The following is a 22,463-nucleotide window of genomic DNA, read 5'->3' as shown; positions in this document are numbered from 1 at the left end:
CTTTCCTTTCTGGAGATGTCCGCATGAACAACCCTCGTCACAATATCCGTGAAGTCCGCAGTCCGCGCGGCAGCGAAATCAGCGCTCGTTCCTGGCTGACGGAAGCGCCGCTGCGCATGCTGATGAACAATCTCGACCCCGATGTTGCCGAGAACCCCAACGAACTGGTCGTCTATGGCGGCATCGGCCGGGCGGCGCGCACCTGGAACGACTTCGACCGCATCGTTGCATCCTTGAGGACGCTGGCCGATGACGAGACGCTGCTGGTGCAGTCCGGCAAGCCGGTGGGCGTGTTCCGCACCCACACCGATGCGCCGCGCGTGCTCATCGCCAATTCCAATCTGGTGCCGCATTGGGCGAACTGGGAGAAATTCAACGAGCTCGATAAGAAGGGCCTGATGATGTACGGCCAGATGACGGCCGGCTCCTGGATCTACATCGGCACGCAAGGTATCGTGCAGGGCACCTACGAGACGTTCGTCGAAGCCGGCCGCCAGCATTATGGCGGCAATCTCAAGGGCAAGTGGATCCTGACTGGCGGCCTCGGCGGCATGGGCGGCGCGCAGCCGCTCGCGGCGGTCATGGCCGGCGCGTGCTGCCTGGCGATCGAATGCAATCCGGACTCGATCGATTTCCGCCTGCGCACCCGCTATGTTGATGAGAAGGCCGAGACGCTCGACGAGGCGATGGCGATGATCGAGCGCTGGACCAAGGCTGGTGAGGCAAAGTCGGTCGGCCTGCTCGGCAATGCGGCCGAGATCGTCCCGGAGATGTTCAGGCGCGGCATCCGCCCAGACATGGTTACCGACCAGACCTCGGCCCACGATCCCATCAATGGCTATCTGCCAAAGGGTTGGACGATGGCTGAGTGGCGCGAGAAGCGCGTCAGCGACCCCAAGGCGGTCGAGAAGGCGGCCCGCGCGTCGATGCGCGAACATGTCGAGGCCATGGTGGCGTTCTGGAATGCCGGCGTGCCGACACTCGACTATGGCAACAACATCCGTCAGGTCGCCAAGGACGAAGGCTTCGAGAATGCATTTGCCTTCCCGGGCTTCGTGCCGGCCTATATCCGTCCGTTGTTCTGCCGTGGCATCGGCCCCTTCCGCTGGGCAGCGCTCTCGGGCGATCCGGAAGACATTTACAAGACCGACGCCAAGGTGCGCGAACTGACGCCCGGCAACACGCATCTGCACAACTGGCTGGACATGGCGCGCGAACGTATCGCGTTCCAGGGCCTGCCGGCGCGCATCTGCTGGGTCGGGCTAGGCGACCGCCATAGGCTGGGCCTGGCCTTCAACGAGATGGTGGCAAAGGGCGAACTCAAGGCGCCGGTCGTCATCGGTCGCGATCATCTCGATTCCGGTTCGGTCGCGTCGCCGAACCGCGAGACGGAAGCGATGAAGGACGGGTCGGATGCCGTGTCCGATTGGCCGCTGCTCAACGCGCTGCTCAACACCGCGTCCGGCGCCACCTGGGTGTCGCTGCATCATGGCGGTGGTGTCGGTATGGGCTTTTCGCAACATGCGGGAATGGTCATTGTCGCCGACGGTACCCCTGAAGCGGCCAGGCGTCTGGAACGCGTGCTGTGGAACGATCCCGCGACAGGCGTCATGCGCCACGCCGATGCCGGCTATGACATAGCCATCGACTGCGCCAAGGAGCAGCAGCTCAATCTGCCCGGCATTCTCGGGTGATTGGCTAAGGCGATGCACATCCTGCGGGCAGCCGAATACCGGTCGATGCCGTGGAAGAACGGTGGTGGTGTGACGACGGAAATCGTCGTCTCGCCCCCGACCGCAGGCCTCGATGATTTCGACTGGCGCATTTCCATGGCGCGCGTCGAGAATGGCGGACCGTTCTCGCAATTCGCCGGCATCGACCGCACTTTGGCGGTGCTGGAAGGGGAGGGAATTTCCCTCCACATTGCCGGTCGGCCATCCGTCGCGATGACCCGGGCGGCCGCGCCGCTCTTCTTTCCCGCCGATGCGCCGACGACCGCGGCGCTGATTTCCGGTCCAATCACGGACCTCAACGTCATGACAAGACGCAGCCGCACGACCCATGCGGTCGAGCGCCTGGTGATATCGGCTTCGTTGGAAATCCATCCCGAAGCCGATACGACCCTCATCCTGAGCCTCGATGGGGAGATCCAGGTGGCCGGAGCAATGCCCGCCCGCCTGGGCCCTCTCGACGCGCTTTTGGCCGAGCCCAATGACGGCAAGATCCTCATCGAACCGGTGGGGGTGACGACGTTGTTCGTGATCCGCATCGATCGTGTCGTGGGCAACAATTAACGTCTGTCTCCAAACATGATCGTGACGCCGGCGAAATATGGCGTAAGCTCGTCACGGCATCACGAAAAAGCCTGAATCCTCTTCGCGGATCAAATCCGGACGGCAGCGAGGGGCGCTCGTCTGGAGGTTGTCGAAAGATAACGCCCTGTCGTGGTGCGGACACAAACTTTCGGCCAAGTGTTGCGATGCAACCAATTGCATTTGAATCGGTTTTAGGGACATTGCCGTGGCGGTGACGCCGCTGAGTGTCCGCCATACGGAATTTTCAATGAATATTCAGACGAACCCTGCCCAAATCGACAAGACAAGCGCCAGCTTCCCGGCCATCACCGAGGAGCCGATACGCTCCAATTTTCTGCCTGAGGACCGCTTGCGCGCCCTCGGCGAAAGCCTCGCCAGGGGCGATCTCACGGATCTGTTCGGCCTTACGCCTTTCGATTTTCAGGCACGCACCCGCGATAGCGCCAAGAAAATCCTCGAAGTCTACCGGTCGACCAATGCGGCGCAGGCCAAGGGGGAGACCATCACTCCGGCCGCGCAATGGCTGCTGGACAACAATTATCTGGTCGAAGAGACCATTTTCCAGATCAAGCGCGATCTGCCGCGCCGTTTCTACCGTCAGTTGCCGACGCTGAAGCTGCCGGATGGAGCTGCCGTGCCGCGCGCGCTTGCGCTGGCCTGGACCTACGTGGCGCATTCGGACAGTTCTGTCTCGGCCAGTATGTTCAAGGCAATCGTCGAGGGATTTCAGTCGGTCGAACCGCTGAAGATCGGCGAACTCTGGGCACTGCCGTCACTGTTGCGCTTTGTTCTGATTGAAAATCTTCGTCGTCTGGCCGTCAGGGTCAATCGCACCCGGCAGATGCGCCAGATCGCCAATGACGTTGCCGACCGTGTGCTGGCGACGGACGACAGTGCCGACCGCCAGGCGATCCTGTCGAGCTACAGCGCGCATGCGCAGGACACCACCTTCGCCACCCAGTTGCTCTACCGTTTGCGCGATGGATCGCAGAATGCCGGCAAGGCGCTGGAATGGCTGGAAGGGGAACTCGAGAAGACCGGCTCCGACGCCGAGGAAATCATCATCGGCGAGCACCACACGCTCTCCAGCGGCAATGTGACCACCGGCAACATCATCCGCGGCCTTCGCCTCATCAACGACGTCGACTGGACAGTGTGGTTCGAAGGCGTGAGCCGCATCGATACGCTTCTGCGTGAACGCACCGATTTCGCCGCGCTCGATTTCTTCTCGCGCGACCAGTACCGCACCTCGATCGAGGAACTGGCGCGCCGCTCCGACCTATCCGAATTTCGTGTCGCCGAAAAGGCTATCGAACTCGCCGGCCACCTGTCCGCCGGCTCCGAGATCGATCCTGCCAAGGCCCTCACCGATGTCGGCTTCTTCCTCGTCGGCCCGCGCCGGCAAGAGTTGGAAAAGGCAATCGGTTATCGGCAGACCGTCAGCCAGATCGTCAACCGGAGCTTCCGCAAGACCGGGTGGCTGGGCATCGTGCTGCCGGTCTTCGCGCTGACGGTTCTGCTTCTCGTCCTGTCCGGCAACGCCCTTGCCCATCTCGGCCTCTCGGTACCGTCAATCGTCCTGATGCTGGCCCTGTTTGCCGTGCCGGCCAGTGAAGGCGCGCTTGCGTTCTTTAACACCGTGGTGCTGCTGTTCCTGAAGCCGACGCGGCTGGTCGGTTATGACTACAGGCATGGCGTGCCGCCGGAGGCGCGCACGCTAGTGGTGGTGCCGTCGCTCATCGGTTCACGCGACGATGTCGAGGAGAACATCCGCAACATCGAAGTGCATCACCTCGCCAACCTGGCGGGCGAAATTCACTTTGCCTTGCTGTCGGACTGGCCGGACAGCAAGACCGAGATCGACGCCGCGGATATGGAGATCCTCGAATACGCCCGCGCCGAGATCGCCCGGCTGAACGCCCGCTATCCCGTCGAAGCCGGCGCACCCCGCTTTTATCTCTTGCACCGGCACAGGCTCTTCAATGCCGCCCAAGGTGCATGGATGGGCTGGGAGCGCAAGCGCGGCAAGCTGCATGAACTGAACCTGATGCTGCGCGGCGACAGCGACACAACCTTCCTGCCGCTAGACGTTCCACTGCCGGAAAACGTCGTATACGTGATGACGCTCGACGCCGACACGCGCACCACGCGCGATGCTGTCGCCACGCTGGTCGGCAAGCTCGCCCATCCGCTCAACCGGCCGCATTTCGATGCCGTCAAACGGGTGGTCACCGCCGGCTACGCCATCCTGCAGCCACGTATCACCGCGTCGCTGACATCAGGCGACGACGCGTCATTCTTCCAGCGTGTTTTCTCCGCCAATCGTGGTCTGGACCCTTATGTCTTCGCCGTGTCCGATCTCTATCAGGACGTGTTCGGGGACGGCTCCTTCACGGGCAAGGGCCTCTATCACGTTGATGCCTTCGAAGCCGCCTTGCAGGGGCGTATCGAGGAAAACACCATTCTCAGCCACGACCTGCTCGAAGGCGCGCTGGCACGCTCGGCCCTGGTCACCGATGTCGAATTGGTCGAGGATTATCCCACCCGCTACTCCGTGGACGCTTCGCGTCATCATCGCTGGGCACGCGGCGACTGGCAGCTTCTCGGCTTCATCCTCGATCCACGCTCGGGTGTACCTGCGCTGTCGCGCTGGAAGATGGTCGACAATCTGCGCCGATCGCTGACGCCGATCTTCTGGGTGATGGCGGCGATCGCCGGCTGGACCCTGCTGCCCTTCACGCAGGCGGCACAATGGCAGGCGCTGCTGATCCTGAGCTTGTTCATGGCGCCCACCTTCGACATCGTCAACTCGATCCTGCCGAAGAGCGGCGACCAGACGCCGCGTGGCCATTTCTCGGCGCTGGCCCGTGACGTTGCCTTCGGCACCGCCATGGTCGCTCTGAAGATCGTTCTCATGGCGCATCTGGCCTGGATGATGGGCGACGCGATTATCCGCACCTTCTACCGGCTGTTCGTCAGCCGGCAGAACCTGCTGGAATGGCGCACCGCATCGCAGGCGCACAAGAACGGCGACAACGATCTCGGCTCCTACTACGGCATGATGTATGGCGCGGTGATCATCGGCTTTGTCGGCCTCGCCATACCGGTTCTCGCCGATTCCACCGGGGCCTTCGTGGCCTTCTTCTTCGCCCTGTTCTGGATCGGCTCGCCGGCCGTCGCGTCGTGGATCAGCCGTTCGGCCGAAACCGAGGACCGGCTGCGTATTTCCGCCGCCGACAGCCATGCGCTGCGCACGGTGGCGCGGCGAACCTGGCACTACTTCGAAACCTTCGTCACGGCCGAGCATCACTATCTGCCGCCCGACAATTTCCAGGAGAGTCCGGCGCCTGTTGTCGCGCCGCGCACGTCGCCGACCAATGTCGGCGTCTATCTGCTGTCAGTTGTCTCGGCACGCGATTTCGGCTGGATCAGCCTGTCCGATGCCATCACCCGCATCGACGCGACCATGACGACCATCGAGAGCATGCCGCGCAGCCGTGGCCATCTCTTCAACTGGTACGACACCACGACCCTGAAGCCGCTCTATCCCCTCTACATTTCAGCGGTCGACAGCGGCAATCTCGCCGGCCATCTCGTCGCGGTCGCCGCCGCCTGCGCGGAATGGGCGGAAGCGCCCTCTGTCCACCTGCAGGGCGATTTCGAGGGCATTCTCGACACGGTGACGATCCTCTCGGAAAGCCTCGATGATCTGCCGGATGACCGCCGCCAGTTGCGGCCGTTGCGTCAGCGCCTGACGGACCGTCTCGACGGCATGCGGCGCGCGGTCGAGACCATCAAGGCCCAGCCCGAAATGGCGTCTATCCGCACCATCAACCTTGCCGTTTTGGCCGGCGAAATCCGCAAGCTGGCAACCGCCATCGACACCGAGGCCGGGTCGGCGCGGAGCGATGTCATCGCCGATTGGGCGGCAAGGCTCGAGGCGACCTGCGAGGCGCATGTCTCCGACTCGCACAGCGATGACAATGCCGTCGAAGCCTTGCGCGCCAAGCTGTTGAAGCTGCGTGAACGCACGCGCCGCTTTGCCTTCGAGATGGAGTTTGCCTTCCTGATGCGGCCGGAGCGCAAGCTGCTGTCGATCGGCTATCGGGTCGAGGAACATCAGCTCGACGAAAGCTGCTATGACCTGCTCGCTTCCGAGGCGAGGCTGACCAGCCTGTTCGCCATCGCCAAGGGCGACCTGCCGACCGAGCACTGGTTCCGGCTTGGGAGGCCGATCGTCGAGATCGGATTCCAGGGCGCGCTCATGTCCTGGTCGGGCTCGATGTTCGAGTACCTGATGCCGCCGCTGGTGATGAAGGAGCCGCAAGGCAGCATTCTCAACCAGACCAGTAAGCTGATCATCAAGCGGCAGATACAGTACGGCCGCCAGAAGAACGTGCCGTGGGGCATTTCCGAAGCGGCCTACAACGCCCGCGACCGCGAGCTGACCTACCAGTACACCAATTTCGGCGTTCCCGGGCTTGGTCTGAAGCGTGGCCTTGGCCAGAACACCGTGATTGCCCCTTATGCCACGGTGCTTGCGGCACAGTTCAATCCACGCGAGGCGGTCCAGAACCTGGCTCGGTTGCGCGAAATCGGCGCGCTAGGCCGTCATGGCTTCTACGATGCGGTGGACTTCACGCCCCAGCGCGTGCCCGAAGGTACCAACCACGCCGTCGTGCTGAACTACTATGCCCACCATTCGGGCATGTCGATCGCCGCCGTCGCCGATGCGATCTTCGAAGGCCGCTTGCGCGACCGCTTCCACAGCGATCCGGTCATCGAATCCGCCGAATTGCTGCTTCAGGAAAGGGCGCCGCGCGACATTCCGACGGCGACGGTCAGGACCGAGGCCGATGAACGGGCCAAGGATGAGACCGAGGTCGAAAGCCCTGACACGCGCATCGTGCTCAATCCCTTGCAGGCGCTGCGGTCGACCAGCGTCATGTCCAATGGACGCTATTCGGTCATGGTCACGGCAACAGGTTCGGGCTACAGCCGCTGGGGTGAACTTTCCATAACCCGCTGGCAGCCGGATCCGACGGAGGACCGGCTCGGCTCCTACATATTCCTGCGCGACGCCGGCACAGGAGACTGGTGGTCGGCGACAGCTGAACCGAAGCGCGCGCCCGAGGAAAAGGCGCAGACCCTGTTCTCCGACGACAAGGCAAGCTTTGTCAAAACGGTGGGCACTTTGCGCTCCGAGGTGGAATGCATCGTCATTTCCGAAGGCAATGGCGAGGGCCGCCGGGTCACGCTTTATAATGAAGGCAACACCGATCGGCATATTGAAGTGACATCCTTCGCCGAACTGGTGCTCGGCTCGGATGCCTCGGACAATGCGCATCCCGCTTTCTCGAAGATGTTCGTGGAGACCGAGATCGCATCGAACAACGGCGCGATCTTTGCCACACGGCGCAAGCGGGAGACGAGCGAACCGGACATCACGATGGTGCACTTCGTCACCGATCCGTCCGGCCCGTCGCGCGATGCCGAGGCGGAAACCGATCGTCGCGCCTTCATCGGGCGCGGCCGCACCATCGTCGACGCGGCGGCCTTCGATCCCGGGGCAAAGCTTGGCGGTCACTCCGGTTTCACGCTGGACCCGATCGTCTCGCTGCGCCGCCAGGTGCGCGTGCCCGCCAACAAGAAGATTTCGCTGACGTTCTGGACCGCGGTCGGCGCGAACCGCGCCGAATTGGATCAGGCCATCGCGCGGCTTGATCATCAGGAAAGTTTCGCCCGCCAGGCGATGCTCGCCTGGACACGTAGCCAGGTGCAGACCCGTCATCTAGGCTTGAGTCTGACCGACGCCGCCAACGTGCAGAAGCTGGCGCGCTACCTGATCTATCCCGATCCGTTCCTGCGCCTTCCCGCCGAATCCATCGCTTCCGGGCTCGGCAAGCAGTCGAGCCTGTGGCCGACCAGCATTTCCGGCGACTTCCCGATCTTTCTGGTCAGGATCGGCGACGTCGCCGATCTGGAAATCGTCGCTCAGGCGCTGCGCTTCCAGGAATACATGCGTGCCCGCGGCATGATGATCGATTTCGTCGTCGTCAACGAGCAGGCCTCATCCTATGTCCAGGACCTGCAACGCGCGGTCGAGACGTTGTGCGAAAACAGCCGCCTGCGCGGCAAGGAGCTCGGGCCGCGCCAGCATATCTTCGCTGTGCGCCGCGACCTGATGGACGAGACGACCTACAAGACCTTGCTCGCGGTCGCCAGGGTGGTGCTGCATACGCGCAACGGCACCATTTTCGACCAGATCGAGCGGGCCGAGGCCGCGGCGCTGCAGGCGCGTGACGGCCAGCAGCCTGTCGGGCCGGCGAGCACTCGCGAGCCGTCGTCATTGCCTGTGCCGATGGCGCCGGTGATGGCCAGCCATGCTCTGGTGGACAGTCGGGCCGATGGCAGCGGGCTCAGCAACTGGAACGGCTTTGGCGGCTTTGACAGCGACGGGAGGCACTACGTCGTGCGACTGGCCGGCCGGCGCACAACGCCGCAACCATGGATCAATGTCGTTTCCAACGAGTCCTTCGGCTTCCACACATCGGCGGAGGGTGCTGCCTTCACCTGGAGCCGCAACAGCCGCGATTACCAGCTGACGCCGTGGTCGAACGACCCGGTCACCAACCGGCCGGGCGAGGGCGTCTATATCTACGACCAGGCCAGCGGGAAGGCGTTCTCGCCGCTGGCTACCGTCGTGCGCGATCCTACGATGACCTACGAAGCCTGGCATGGGCAGGGTTTTTCGACCTTCCGCTCCAGGCGCGGGCCCCTGTCGATGGATCTCACCCATGTCGTCGATCCGGTGGATCCGGTGAAGGTCTCCCGGCTGCGCATTCAGAATGGCGGCTCGGTGCCGGCGCGGCTGCGCGTCTACGCCTATGCCGAATGGGTGCTTGGCGGTCATCGCTCGCGCACGGCCGCGACGATCGTCTCCTCGAGGGACGCTGCGACCGGAGCTCTGCTGGCGCAGAACCCCTATGGCCTCGATTTCAGCGAGCGCGTGGCCTTCCTCGCCGCGGACACCGACGTGCAGTCGGTCACGGCGGACCGAAGCGAGTTCCTTGGCCGTCACGGCACCAGCGAATTCCCGCATGCCGTCCTCACCGGCAGCAGCCTGTCAGGCCGCATCGAGGCCGGCGACGATCCTTGCGCGGCAATGACGCGTGACATCGAGGTTCCGGCCGGCGGAGATGTGACCCTGCTTTGGCTGCTCGGCGATGCGGGCTCCGTCGAGGAAGCCAGTGCGCTGGTGCAGACCCATCGCTCCAAGGATTTCGATCAGCGGTTGGCCGACAACGAGCGCGAGTGGCGCGGTTTTCTCGACACCATCCAGGTGGAGACGCCCGACAAGACGCTCGATGCCATGGTCAACCACTGGCTGCCCTACCAGAGCCTTGCCTGCCGCATTCGCGCGCGTTCCGCCTTTTATCAGGCGAGCGGCGCCTTCGGCTTCCGTGACCAGCTCCAGGACACGTTGGCCCTGCTTGCCCATGATCCAAACCTTGCGCGCGAACAGATACTCAACGCCGCGCGCAGGCAGTTCCCAGAAGGCGACGTGCAGCACTGGTGGCTGCCGCGCACGGGAGCGGGTGTGCGCACGCTGATCTCCGATGACGTCGTATGGCTCGCCCATGCCACCGCCCGCTACCTGCTGGTGACCGGCGATACAGCGATCCTCAAGGAACAACTGCCCTTCATCGACGGTCAGGCTTTGGCCGAGGGCGAGCATGATGCCTTCTTCACGCCTGAACCCATGAAGAAGACCGCTTCGCTTTATGAGCACTGCGCGCGTGCGCTCGACCTTGCGGTCAAGCGCAGCAGTCCTGCGGGCTTGCCGTTGATCCTGGGTGGCGACTGGAACGACGGCATGAACCGGGTTGGTGACCACGGCAGGGGCGAGAGCGTCTGGCTGGGCTGGTTCCTGTTGAAGACCTTGGGGGACTTTTCCGCCGTGGCCAGGACTGAAGGCGACGCCAAGCACGCTCAGGCATGGACAAAGCATGCCGAGACGCTGAAGCGTGCCCTGGAAACCACAGCCTGGGATGGCGAGTGGTACCGCCGTGGCAGCTTCGACGATGGCACGCCGCTTGGTTCGCGCAGTTCCGAGGAGTGCAAGATCGATTCCATTGCCCAATCCTGGAGCGTGCTTTCGGGGGACGGCGATCCGGCGCGATCCGAGACTGCGATGGACCAGGCTACGAAAATGTTGGTCGATGACGAGCTCCAGATCGTAAAACTGTTCACGCCGCCCTTCTCCAAGACGGACAAGGACCCCGGCTACATCAAGAGCTATCCGCCGGGCGTCCGCGAGAACGGCGGCCAGTACACCCACGCGGCGACATGGTTCGTCATCGCGCTCGCCGAAATGGGGCGCACCGACGATGCCTATCGCTGTTTCTCGATGCTCAATCCGGTCAACCACGCTCGCGATGAGGCGTCGGCCGAGCACTATCGTGTCGAGCCCTATGTGGTCGCCGCCGACATCTACTCCGGTGAAGGCAGGGGCGGCCGTGGTGGTTGGACCTGGTACACAGGCTCCGCGGGTTGGCTTTACCGTGCGGCGGTCGAGAGCATCCTTGGCATAGAAAGGCGAGGCACACGCATCCAGTTCCAGCCGCGTCTGCCCAGCCATTGGGAGGGCTATACCGCAACGCTCAAGATGTTGGGCAGCGAGCTCAAGGTTCGCGTCGTCAGGGACAGCAAGGCCAAAGCTGTCTCGCTTGAAGTAAACGGTTCGAAAACCAAGGGATCATCTTTCGAGCCCAAGGCTGGCGACAATAGCGAAGTTATCGTCAGAATTCCCGCCTAGAGGGCGGCCTAACCTGGCGATGCGCTACCAATAAACCCGAAAATCGTGATCGATTTTCGGGTTTTTTATTTTAAATTCAATGGCTTGGACGCCATGCTCGACCTGACGAGCGCAACGGTTCCTCGCAAAGGTTCCGTGTCTGAATACATCCAGGATATGCTTCCATCCCAGGTAACTGCGGTTTTGGCAGGCATATCGGAAGCCTTTATTGATTAAAATTGTGGCAGCACTATCTGATTGCCATGATTTTGCCGTATGGCTGACATTTCACCTTTTATCTCAGACCGTTAGCTGATCACGGCAGATTTCGGAACGTCGCCATCTTTTGTTCGCGAAATGGGAACGGAAGCTGTAAACGGGCATTGTTTTGCGACGTGTGACCCGATACGAGTCATGAAATGATGCAGTGCACAATAAATAGTTTGGCGGAGTAACTGCGGTGTCCCTTCTGCAAATCTACTGGAGAGCACTCGGTTATCTCGCTGCCGACAAGAAGCGCGTCGCGTTGATCTGCGGCGCGAATGTCGCGCTTGCGGCCGTGGCAATTCTGGAGCCGATCCTGCTGGGCCGGGTGATCGGAGCCATTTCCGAAAAAGGCCAGGTGTTTTCGACGCTCGCCGTCTGGGCAGCTCTCGGTGCCTTCAACGTCATAGCCTACGTCCTGGTGGCGCGCGGAGCCGATCGCTTCGCCCATGCCCGTCGCTCGGAAGTGTTATGCCAGTCCTTCGAGCGCGTCATCACCATGCCGCTTGCCTGGCACCATCAGCGCGGCACTTCCAATTCGCTGCACACGCTGCTGCGAGCTGTAGAGACCCTGTTCAGCCTGTGGCTCGAATTCATGCGCGTGCATCTCGCGACGGCCATCGCGTTGGTTCTTCTGGTGCCGACCGCGATTGCCATGGATATCCGCATGTCGGTCGTGCTGCTTGGCCTCGGCGTGCTTTACGTCGCCATTGGCCGCATCGTCATGCGCCGCACCAAGGCAGGTCAGACTGCTGTCGAACGCCATTACCACACCGTCTTTGCCCACGTGACCGACAGCGTCAGCAACGTCGCCGTGCTGCAGAGCTACAACCGCATCGGCCTCGAGACCGCGGCGTTGAAGCGCTACGTGAAGGATCTGCTCGACGCACAGAACCCGGTACTCGACTGGTGGGCGATCGCCAACGCGCTCAACCGCCTGTCGTCGACCATTTCGATGATGGTTGTACTCTCGATCGGCGCTTATCTTGTCACCCGTGGCCAGCTGCGCGTCGGCGATGTCGTCGCTTTCACTGGCTTTGCCGGAATGCTGATCGCCCGTCTTGACCAGATGTCGGCCTTCACCAGCCAGATCTCCGAGGCTCGCGCCAAGCTCGAGGATTTCTATCGTCTTGAGGATTCGGCAGCGGAAACCGCCGAGCCGGACGGCTTGCGTGAACTCGCCAACGTCACTGGGCATGTCCGGTTCGAGAATGTCGGCTTCGAATTCGCCAATTCAGGGCAGGGCATCGACGACGTGTCTTTCGAGGTGCAGGCTGGCCAGACCGTGGCCATCGTTGGCCCGACTGGCGCCGGCAAGACCACGCTCATCAATCTGTTGCAGCGCGTCTTCACCCCTTCCAACGGCCGCATCCTGATCGATGGAATCGATACGCGCACTGTGACCCGCAAGTCGCTGCGGCATTCGATCGCCACGGTGTTCCAGGACGCTGGGCTGCTCAACCGCTCGATCGAGGACAACATCCGCGTCGGCCGTGCCGACGCAACCTATGATGAGGTTCACGCCGCCGCCAGTGCCGCCGCCGCCCAGGATTTCATCCTGTCGAAAAGTGCTGGCTACGACACGGTTGTCGGTGAGCGCGGCGGGCAGCTTTCGGGTGGCGAGCGCCAGCGCATCGCCATTGCCCGCGCCGTGCTGAAGGATGCGCCGATCCTGGTTCTGGACGAAGCGACCAGCGCGCTCGATGTCGAGACCGAGGACCGCGTAAAGGAGGCGATCGACGAGTTGAGGCGTGATCGCACGACCTTCATCATCGCCCATCGCCTGACTACCGTTCGCGACGCCGATCTGGTTGTGTTCATGGACAAGGGCAAGGTGGTTGAAATGGGTGGCTTCGCCGAGTTGTCGATGCGCAACGGGCGCTTTGCCAGCCTGCTCCGCGCCGGCGGCCTGCTCAACGACGAGGAGGTTCGCCGCCTCAGCCGCTCCGTGCAGGGCGAGGCAGCCTAGGCAGATACGATTTGCTTACCCGTCATTGTGCGGGAGAAGGGTCCAACCCGGCCTGCGACACCGCTGCTCGATTGCCCCAATTGCGTTGCCGGTCTATGTAAAGTCGCATGAGCGACACAACTTCACGCCTGAGTGGCTGGACAGATCTGGCCAACCCGACGCGCTTCGTCGGGCTGGTCGACAGAGTTGTACCGTGGCTGGCGGGCTTCGCCGCGCTTGTCCTTGCTGTCGGTCTCTATATGAGCTTCGCGGCACCTGAGGACTTCCAGCAAGGCATCACGGTGCGCATCATGTACATCCACGTGCCGTTCGCCTGGCTCGCCATGATGTGCTACACGCTGATGGCGGTTTCGGCGCTTGGCACGCTGGTCTGGCGCCATCCCCTGGCAGATGTCGCGCTCAAATCCGCGGCGCCTATTGGTGCTACTTTTACGGCGCTTGCCCTCATCACGGGTTCGATCTGGGGCAAGCCGATGTGGGGCACCTGGTGGGTGTGGGATGCGCGGCTGACTTCGGTCTTCGTGCTGTTCCTGATGTATCTCGGCATCATCGCGCTGACCCGTGCGCTCGATGATGCCGGACGTGCCGCCTGGGCCGCCGCCATCATCACGCTGGTTGGCTTCATCAACATTCCGATCATCAAGTTCTCGGTCGACTGGTGGAACACGCTGCACCAGCCAGCATCGGTATTCCGGCTCGGCGGCCCGACCATCGATCCGAGCCTGCTATGGCCGCTGCTCGTTATGGCGGTCGGCTTCACGTTGCTGTTTTTCGCGCTACACCTGATGGCGATGCGCACCGAAATCCGTCGCCGCCGGGTAATCGCCATGCGTCGCGTGGCAGCGCGTCAGGCTGAGCGGCAACCCGCCTGATATTTTCGAACAGCGCTAAGCTCACGCCATCCGGCCGCGTGCTTCGACCGTTAGTGTTTCCAGCACCCGATCGCCGTCGATCAGATTAACCTCGTTGAATAGGTTGGTGACGACGCAGCAATGGTCGGGCACGACGCGCACGCGATCGCCGATGCGCAGCTTCGCGTCTCCGGAAAGCGTGACGGTGCCGTGTTCTTCGCTGAGCCCAGTGACCCTCGCGCCTGGAGTGCCGAGCAACTCGCCAAAATCCTTGAGCCCCAGCGTGTCGCTGGACAGGGCCTTGCTGCCGGCGTCGAGGATGGCGCGCGCCGGCGTCGGATGGCTGACCACTGTCGACAGCACGGTCAGCGCACAATCGTCGATAGTCCCCACGCCTTTGGTGACCTGAAAGCGATCGAGATAGATGTAGGTGCCCGGGCGATATTCGGTGACTACCGATGTATCGCTGGAGCGCCACATATCCGGTGTGCCGCCGCTGGAGATGCGCTCGCAGGCGAGACCGGAAGCGGCAAGCGCTTGCTTGGCATTCGCCAGCCAGGCCTCGGCCTCCTCCGCGCGGCCGGCCGCCGGATAGGTCATCAGGCCGCCAAAAGCGAGGCCGACAGCCTGGTCGATCCGCCTTGCCAGCGCGACAGCTTCGCTTGCCGACTGGACGCCGCAACGGCCCATGCCGGTATCGCATTCCACCAGGACGGACAGGCGATGACCGCCATCGGTGAAGGTGGCGGCGAGTCCCTCGATCGTGTCCACACTGTCGGCCGTCACCGAGAGGGTCACGCGGCCATGCAGTGCTAGCAAACGTGCAAGCTTCGCCGGGCCGAGAATGTTGTAAGGAAGAAAAATGTCTGTCAGCCCGGCATCGGCCATAACCTCGGCCTCGCCGATCTTCTGGCAGGTGATGCCGACCGCGCCGGCGGCGATCTGTTTCTTCGCCCAGTAGGGTAGCTTGTGGGTCTTGATATGCGGCCTGAGCTTCAATCCCTGGCGGTCGGCATGGGCCTGCGCCCGGGTGATATTGGCTTCAGCGCGCGCGGCGTCGATCAGGATCGACGGCGTATCAAGATCGTGGATGGTCGGCATCATCGGTCCCATGTGGAAAATCCGCAGGGTTTATGATCCTGAATGCGCGTGATGTCACGCGGCCAGTGCCCGGGATTTGTGGTCCATGCGCACGCGGCGCCGGCGGGTCAGGGCGGCAAGATGGATCGACACCGCGGCGACGTTCGGCTATGCGATTTGCCAGACAAATCGTCACGAAGGACCCCGGTCATGAAACGCTCCGCCATCAACGACATCATCCGCGAAGCCGACGCCTTCATTCGCTCGTTCGGCTACATCATGCCGCCCTTCGCATACTGGTCGCCGGAGGAAGCGAAGGCGCGCCAGACCGACTCCGCTGCGGTATTCGCCTCGCGCCTCGGCTGGGACATCACCGATTACGGCCAGGAGAAGTTCAAGGAGCTCGGCCTCTTTCTGTTCACCGTGCGCAACGGCCGCTACGAGGACATGAAGAAGGGCATGGGCATGCTCTACGCCGAGAAGATCATGATCTCGCGCAAGGATCAGCTGTCGCCCATGCACCGCCACAACATCAAGGCGGAGGACATCATCAACCGCGGCGGCGGCAAGCTGGTGCTCGAGCTGTTCATGCATGACCGTGACGGTGGCATCGATCCGAAGGCCGAAGTGTCGGTGCCTGTCGATGGAACCATCCACAGGCTGCCAGCGGGCGGGCTGCTGAAGCTCGATCCCGGCCAGAGCGTCACGCTGCTGCCGGGTGTCTGGCACGCCTTCTGGGCCGAGGGCAAGGACGTGCTGATCGGCGAGGTTTCGACGGTCAATGACGATCTGACCGACAACGTGTTCCGCGAACCGATCGGCCGGTTCTCGAACATCGACGAGGATGTCGCTCCGCTGCACCTGCTGGTGTCCGATTATGAGAAGTGGTTGGGGTAGGCGGTAAGCCTTCTGCTTCTATTTGGCTGGATCGGAAAGTGCGCAAGCCTGCGCACTTCGGCGATCAGCCGAGGGATATTTCGGTGAGCGGCGGCCGTGAAATCTTGGTCCGCAGCTGTCGCGCCGGACATTTCGATGTCTTCGCCGCGCTCCGACCCTTCATCAGTTTGGATGAAATTCGATCCTCCAAGAAAATCTCCACCCTTGATCTGGGATTTACATGGGCCTGGTTGAGCCGCAGCCGCCCGGGCTTCCATTTCCTCAAGCTCAAGATCCGACACTATTTCCTCATTGTAGCGTCGTTCCTGCGGGTTCGCTACCGCGCGAACTTGTCCGCCTTGCGGTTGCCGAGCAGCAGCTTGCGCTCCAGATGCGCCCGCAGGTCGCCATAGTATGCAGTGAGGAAAACTCTTGAATCGGTCGGCTCGATGGTGATGCCGATCTTGTGTCCGATCGTCTCGGCCACCGCTCTTAGCGCGAAATAGTCGTGGCGGCGCAGAACCTCTTCCAGCTTGTGCAGTTCGGCGATCCCATAGGCGTCGAGTTGCGCCTGGCTGAAGCGGAAGGCCTTTGCAACGGGGTCTTGCCTTACCGACAGGTCCTCCAGCAGGCTGCGCTTTGGGGCTTCGACCACCCAGGTTCCGGCCAGCAGGTCGCCGATCCGCAGGCGGTCCCGGTTGAAGAGCGGGAACAGGGCGAATAGCAGCGCCCACGCCAGGCCGAAGACGGTGGTCAACGTGTCGGCGAGCCCGGCGCCGCCGCGTCCTGCCAGGATCGACAGCGGCAGAAACACCTCGATCTCGCGCATCAGGTTGCGGGCGATGATCTGGTCGACCGACAGGCCGGCGCCGCTGCGCGAGGCCACCCGGATGCCCAGGATGCGCTTGCCCGGCGTCGCGGCACGGCGTCCGGCCTCGAAGACGAGGAAATAGGCGTTGCGAAGCAGGAAGACCAGGATGATCCAGACGACGAACAATGGCTGCAACTGATCGCGGCCGAGGCCTCTCAGCCCGAAGATGGCGACGATGGTGATGATGATGCCGGCCGTGGACAGGAACACGACATCGAGCAGGAACGCGGAAGCCCGGGTCCCCGCGTCGGCCAGCTTCACCCGCAGATCAACGCCCTCGGGAGTGATCAGCGGCCGGATCCTGGCGGTTTCCGTCTCACGGATCCTGGCGCGTTTAGCTGTCGCCATGCCGCACCATCCGGAACAGATAGAAATAGGCGATCCACAAGCTCAGCATGGCACCGCCTATGGCATATCGCGCTGTATCACTGGTGATTGTCTGCCTGCCGATGCCTTCGAGCAGGCCGGCAAACAGCAGCATCACCACCACGCCGACCATGGCGGTCGCCGCGATCCGCCCGGCATGGGCCGCAGCCGCCATGCGGGGCAGTTCACCGGGAAAGGCGATGCTGGTGCCGATGCGCATGCCCGCGGCTCCAGCCAGTATGATCGCGAAGATTTCCGTGGTGCCGTGGATGGCGAGCCACCCGCCCAACTCGAAACCGAGCCCCTTGGCCGCATAGATCTGGAACATGGCGCCCAGCACACAACCGTTCATCAGGATCAGCAACACGCTGGGCAGCGCGAAGGCAAAGCCAAGCGCGAATGCGAGGATGGCGACCTGGACATTGTGGGTGAAAAGGTAGGCGGCGAAGCCCGACAGGAAATGGTTGCCGCCACCGTAGAGCACGCTGCGCAGCATCTCCGCCGAGGCATCCGGGTTGCGGCCGCCCGCCAGGCTTGCGGGAATGATGGCGTCGTACCAGCCCTTGTCGGCGGCCACCAGCCAGAAGCCGGCAAGTGTCCCGACTGCCGTCAGGCCAACCGACACCCATGTCTCGCGCCACAGATCACGAATGGCATGCGGCCAGTCATGCAGGAAGAAATCTCCGATGCGCTGCCTCAGGCCGCGGCGCGCGCCGTAGAGGTAGAAGTAGCCGCGCAGGCAAAGCGCTTCGAGATAAGCAACAAGCGCATTGTCGAGCGACGTCGCTCGTGCGACCGACAACGAGGACAGCGCTGACCGGTAAAGCAGCGGCAGAGAGAGCAGCTCATCTTCCGAAAGCAAGTGCGGTGGCCGTTTTTCCGCGCGTGTCAGAAGCGTCTCGAAATTCGTCCAATCAGCCTCCCGCTCCAGCCGGAAACTGGCCAGCGACTGGCGCACCACATCGTTGCCGGCCGAAACGCTCATAGCAGGTCCTGCTGCTTGAGTTCGAGATAGCGCTCGACAAGCGCCGGGCCGAGGCGGTGATGGTCGGCCTCGATGACATGTGCGCCGAGCAGGCGTAGCCGGCCAATGACGATCTGCCTTTCGCGCAACAGACCGCCGGCGGTGACGGCGCGAGCGACATCCTCGCCCGAGAGCGGCTGCATGTCGGTCAGCGTCTCCAGTTCGACATCCTTCATCATCATGAACAGCACCAGATGCCGCTCCGTGAGACGGCCTACCGTACGCAGCATCAGCTCGGCGCTGATCGGGTCGACGAAATCCGTGAAGATGATTACCAGCGAGCGTCGGTCAAGCCGCGCCGCGAGCGTGATCAGGGCGAGGGTGAAATTGGTCTCTTCGTTGGAATAGTCGATCTCGGCCGCCCGCTTCTGGATCATGGCGAAGCTGGCGGAGCCGCGCACCGCACCACTCGAAACGCGCGGCTTGGCATCGAAACCGAACAGGCTGACCAGGTCGCCGCCCTTCAGGGCGATGAATGCCGTCAACAGGGCTGCCGTGACCGCCCGATCCACCTTCGGCACGCCATCGACCGGCTCGCACATCAGCCGCCCGCTATCGATAGCCAGTACGATGTTGTTGTTCTCTTCGATACGGAACTCGCGCGCCAGAAGCTTGCCGTGGCGGGCGCTGCGCTTCCAGTCGATCATCCGCCGGCCCATGCCCGGCTGGTAGTCCTTGAGCGCCTCGAACTCCCGGCCCTGGCCGGCCCGGCGTTGCGCGTGGCCGTCCGGCAATGCGGCGCGCTGCAGCAGCGTGATCGCTTCATCGCGCGCGCGGCTGACGTCGGGCAGCACCGCCACCTTGCTCTCCATTGGCAAGCTGACCTGGTTCCAGACCAGTCCGAAAGGGCCTCGCCAACGCACCCACAGGCGGTCCAACCGGGCCACGCCACGCCTCAAAGCCTGAAATCGCAGGTCCAGTGATCCGCCGCCCGCGGAGGGAACCAGTTGACCTCCGGCACGATCCACCGGCACCACGCGGGCGTCATGACCCACCCGCGCTTCCAAAGCGCGCGGGCCGGCAAAGCGGGCGTTGACATGGACGGTGAATTCTCCGCCAACGCCGACCTGGGCAGGCGCCTGCACGCTCGCGGTCAGCGATGCACGCCCACGCCCCGCCGCGGCATCCACCGCCAGGAAGGAAAGCAGAACGCAGATCCACAGCAGTCCCAGATACCAGAAGGAGGGCAGGGCGAGCGCGACCAGAAAGGCCGGGACCGCGCCCGCCGCCGCTGCCCATACTGCTCGGCCGCTCGGATAGATCAACGCGGCACTTCCGTCTGGTCGACGAGGTCTGAAACGATCTGCTCCACCAGGCGTCCGTCGATCTGCGCGGCTGGGGAAAGGATGACACGATGGCGCAGCGCCGGCACCGCCAGAGCCTTCACGTCGTCGGGTATGACATAGGCGCGGCCGTCCAGCGCAGCGCGCGCCCGTGCCGCCCTTGCCAGCATGGCGCCGGCGCGCGGACTTGCCCCGACTTCGAGCTCGGCGCTTTCGCGGGTCGCGCGCACCAGGGCCGCGATATAATTGACGACGTCGTCGACAAGCGTGACCGAGCCGACAGTCGCAAGCGCCTCTTCAAGGGTCTTGCGATCCGTCTGCGCCTTGATGCCGTATTGCGCGATGTCATGCGAGGCGGTGCCGCCGCCATGATGGATGATGATGGCGCGTTCTTCTTCCAGGCCGGGATAGCTGACCCGGTGCTTGAACAGAAAGCGGTCGAGCTGCGCTTCCGGCAGCGGATAGACGCCCTGATGCTCGATCGGGTTCTGTGTGGCGACCACCATGAAGTTCTCACTCAGCGTGTGCGTCGTGCCGTCAAAGGTGACGGCATGTTCCTGCATCGCTTCCAGAAGCGCGGCCTGCGTCTTGGGCGGGGTGCGGTTGATCTCGTCCGCCAGCAGCACATCACAGAAGATCGGGCCGCGAGTCAGGGTGAACTGGCCGGTCTGGAAATTGTAGATGTTCGAGCCGACAATGTCGCCGGGCATCAGGTCCGGCGTGAACTGGATGCGCCCGTAGGCGACGCCCAGGGCCTGTGCGAAGCAGCGCGCCGTCATTGTCTTGGCCGTCCCCGGAGGACCTTCCAGCAGGATGTGGCCTCCGGCGAACAATGCTGTAAGCATCAGGTCGACCGTATCATGCTGCCCGGTAATGGCCTTGGCCACTTCTTCCCTGATCCGTGTCGCCAGGGCCTTCACATCATCGACGTTCACCGAGCCTCCTTGCTGTCCAGTCGTGCAGCCGTTCGGCCGCCTCATGCATTTCCGACAGATTTTTCGCCTCGCCCGCGGCCTGCGCCCGCGAGGTGAATGCGTTGCGTTCTTTCTTGTCTCGGGAATCAAGCCAGCGGTCGAGTGCTTCGCCCTGCAGTCCCGTGGGAGCACCAAGCAGCGCGCCGGCGCGCTGCCGCGCCAGTGCCGCGTAGCGTCCACCCAACTCGTCCAGCCTGCCGGCGCGCCGCAACAGCATGGCCGTCGTGTCGACCAGCGCACGCTTGCCGAAGGGGATGGCACGCTCCTCGGCGCGCGGCGGACCAAAACGGCCCAACCCGTGCAGGAATGCGAGTGCCGCCGTGGCGAGGACCGACAGCGTCAGCGCCAGGAACGGCGGCTCCACCAGCAGTTTGGCGAGATCATATTTTCGTCCGGCGCCATGCAGGGTCAGATCGAACATCACCGGGCCCTCGTCGGGTTGCAGGAATTCGATCAGCCTCAGCACCGCTGCCGCCTTGTCGGGGTCCCTTAGTCCGGCATTGTTAATCAGGTCGGGGTCGGTCAGGATGTAGATCGGCCTGTCTTTGATCTCGGTCAGTACGGCCTTGCCATCGCCGGCGGCAACGAGCGGGGCGTCGTCGGTCACCCACTGCAACTGATCAGGAATGCCGACCGTCTGGCCCGCGATGTCGAGCTGCTTTGCCATAATCTCGCCGACACCGATCTTCGCGTTTGCGATCTTGCCGAGCCAGTCATTGACCACGGACGAAGGCAGTCGCCCGAACTTGATCTCCCATCCCTCGTGGTCCGGTTGCGAATAGGTCTGCCATTTCGGCAGGACAAAAAGCGTGTCGAGATTCTCGCGAACCTTGAGGATGTGCTCCAGTGCCTGCGGATCGCTATCGGGCGAGATGGTCACGATCAACAGCATGTCGGTTTCCAGGTCCCGCTCGGTTCGCGCCATCAGCGGCGTCTCGCCGTTCAGCCGCAACCACTCCGCAAGGCCAGCATAGCCAGAGCCGCCTTTCGACATCGGCGTCGCGCCTTCGCCGGACAGGCGGAAGTCGGGCGCATAGGTCGACAGGAGGAAGAACCCAGCCGCCGCGAACAGGCTCGCGAAAATACCCCAGAACAGCGTCTTGCGGCTGAACGGTTCCTGCGCAGTGGAATCGACAGGTACAGCACTCACGCCCAGGCATCCCGGAACGCGAACTGCTCGTAGGCAGCGCGCGCCTCGCGCCAGCCTTCGGCGCCGACCGGCCGGCGTGCGAACAGCGCGGCCTCGACGATGCGCGCGATCTGGGTGAATGCGTTGCGCGCGCGGGTCGGGATCGAAGGCGCACCGGCAATGTCGCGCGCTGTTAGTGACGGGCGCAGGAAGTCGGGCAGCCGCCCGGCGATGTCTGCCACGCTGCGGCGAAGCAGCAAGTGCACGGCTTCGTCATAGTCGCCTCGGGCCGCCAGTGCATCGGCTTCCGACAACAGGATTTGCGCGGTGGCGATGTCAGGGCGCCATTTCTCTTCCGCCTCGGCCTCGCCAGGTTTGCCCCGCCAGGGCAGGCGCCAAGCGATGCCGCTCGTTTCGAGGAAGACCATGACTAGGATGACGAGTGCGCCGGCGATGACAGCGCCCCAGAAAAGGTAGATCATGTAGGGGCCCAGCCACGACATCACATCGACCAGCCAATCCGGTGGCTTGGGTGGCACATAGCTTGGCAGGTCGAACTGGATGGAACTGTCTCCAAGCAGTTGCTTGTGAAGTTGCGCCAGCTGCTCGGCCCCCGCTGTTTCCGGCTGTGCCGCTGCCACTCCGCTCGCTCCCCATGCAACCT

The 22,463-nt window shown here is 63.2% G+C and carries 14 protein-coding genes; 6 read left to right on the top strand and 8 right to left on the bottom strand.

Annotated elements, in window-relative coordinates; translation table 11 throughout:
* The first annotated feature begins 23 nt into the window (after nt 1-23).
* The 5 genes from hutU (at nt 24) to ACO07C_RS07520 (ending at nt 14,217) form a co-directional block, all read left to right on the top strand.
* Entirely contained in the window at nt 24-1,694 is a 1,671-nt protein-coding gene (hutU, locus tag ACO07C_RS07540) for a urocanate hydratase (RefSeq protein ID WP_421913560.1), read from the top strand.
* 12 nt (nt 1,695-1,706) lie between these two features.
* Complete coding sequence (locus ACO07C_RS07535; protein ID WP_421913559.1) at nt 1,707-2,294, top strand: HutD family protein; 588 nt, start codon at nt 1,707-1,709, stop codon at nt 2,292-2,294.
* 268 nt (nt 2,295-2,562) lie between these two features.
* A complete protein-coding gene (locus ACO07C_RS07530; protein WP_421913558.1) occupies nt 2,563-11,133 on the top strand; it encodes a GH36-type glycosyl hydrolase domain-containing protein in 8,571 nt (2,856 codons plus the stop codon).
* A 439-nt stretch (nt 11,134-11,572) separates the two neighbouring features.
* The gene (locus ACO07C_RS07525; protein ID WP_421913557.1) at nt 11,573-13,345 is read left to right on the top strand and encodes a glucan ABC transporter ATP-binding protein/ permease; all 1,773 of its coding nucleotides are present in this window, start codon (nt 11,573-11,575) and stop codon (nt 13,343-13,345) included.
* Between the two features lie 107 nt (nt 13,346-13,452).
* Nucleotides 13,453-14,217, top strand: coding sequence for a heme ABC transporter permease (locus tag ACO07C_RS07520; protein WP_421913556.1), 765 nt, complete (start codon nt 13,453-13,455; stop codon nt 14,215-14,217).
* A 21-nt stretch (nt 14,218-14,238) separates the two neighbouring features.
* Here the strand turns inward: ACO07C_RS07520 and ACO07C_RS07515 are convergent, their stop codons facing one another.
* Nucleotides 14,239-15,297 (bottom strand): D-TA family PLP-dependent enzyme, encoded by a 1,059-nt coding sequence (locus ACO07C_RS07515; protein WP_421917455.1) that lies wholly within the window; start codon nt 15,295-15,297, stop codon nt 14,239-14,241.
* A gap of 189 nt (nt 15,298-15,486) precedes the next feature.
* Here ACO07C_RS07515 and ACO07C_RS07510 point away from each other — a divergent pair, with 189 nt between their 5' ends.
* Nucleotides 15,487-16,173, top strand: coding sequence for a D-lyxose/D-mannose family sugar isomerase (locus ACO07C_RS07510; RefSeq protein WP_421913555.1), 687 nt, complete (start codon nt 15,487-15,489; stop codon nt 16,171-16,173).
* On the opposite strand, the gene ACO07C_RS07505 is transcribed toward ACO07C_RS07510, so the two are convergent.
* The 7 genes from ACO07C_RS07505 to ACO07C_RS07475 are packed head-to-tail and all read right to left on the bottom strand — an operon-like array spanning nt 16,152 to nt 22,440.
* Nucleotides 16,152-16,454, bottom strand: coding sequence for a hypothetical protein (locus ACO07C_RS07505; protein WP_421913554.1), 303 nt, complete (start codon nt 16,452-16,454; stop codon nt 16,152-16,154). The two genes, ACO07C_RS07510 and ACO07C_RS07505, sit on opposite strands and share 22 nt — an antisense overlap.
* A 35-nt stretch (nt 16,455-16,489) precedes the next feature.
* Nucleotides 16,490-17,371: an RDD family protein gene (locus ACO07C_RS07500; protein ID WP_421913552.1), complete on the bottom strand. Its 882-nt coding sequence runs from the start codon at nt 17,369-17,371 to the stop codon at nt 16,490-16,492.
* Nucleotides 17,358-18,374: a stage II sporulation protein M gene (locus ACO07C_RS07495; protein ID WP_421913551.1), complete on the bottom strand. Its 1,017-nt coding sequence runs from the start codon at nt 18,372-18,374 to the stop codon at nt 17,358-17,360. Before ACO07C_RS07495 ends, ACO07C_RS07500 begins: the two co-directional genes overlap by 14 nt.
* Nucleotides 18,371-19,678, bottom strand: a complete 1,308-nt coding sequence (locus ACO07C_RS07490) for a DUF58 domain-containing protein (protein ID WP_421913550.1) — start codon at nt 19,676-19,678, stop codon at nt 18,371-18,373. The genes ACO07C_RS07495 and ACO07C_RS07490 overlap by 4 nt, the downstream gene beginning before the upstream one ends.
* Nucleotides 19,675-20,631: an AAA family ATPase gene (locus tag ACO07C_RS07485; protein ID WP_421913549.1), complete on the bottom strand. Its 957-nt coding sequence runs from the start codon at nt 20,629-20,631 to the stop codon at nt 19,675-19,677. The genes ACO07C_RS07490 and ACO07C_RS07485 overlap by 4 nt, the downstream gene beginning before the upstream one ends.
* Nucleotides 20,618-21,820 (bottom strand): DUF4350 domain-containing protein, encoded by a 1,203-nt coding sequence (locus tag ACO07C_RS07480; RefSeq protein ID WP_421913548.1) that lies wholly within the window; start codon nt 21,818-21,820, stop codon nt 20,618-20,620. Before ACO07C_RS07480 ends, ACO07C_RS07485 begins: the two co-directional genes overlap by 14 nt.
* Complete coding sequence (locus ACO07C_RS07475) at nt 21,817-22,440, bottom strand: DUF4129 domain-containing protein (RefSeq protein WP_421913547.1); 624 nt, start codon at nt 22,438-22,440, stop codon at nt 21,817-21,819. The genes ACO07C_RS07480 and ACO07C_RS07475 overlap by 4 nt, the downstream gene beginning before the upstream one ends.
* Nucleotides 22,441-22,463: the final 23 nt, after the last annotated feature.

It is taken from the genome of Mesorhizobium sp. (assembly GCF_965229135.1).
GTDB lineage: Bacteria > Pseudomonadota > Alphaproteobacteria > Rhizobiales > Rhizobiaceae > Mesorhizobium.
This window is presented reverse-complemented; position numbering and strand designations above follow the sequence as displayed.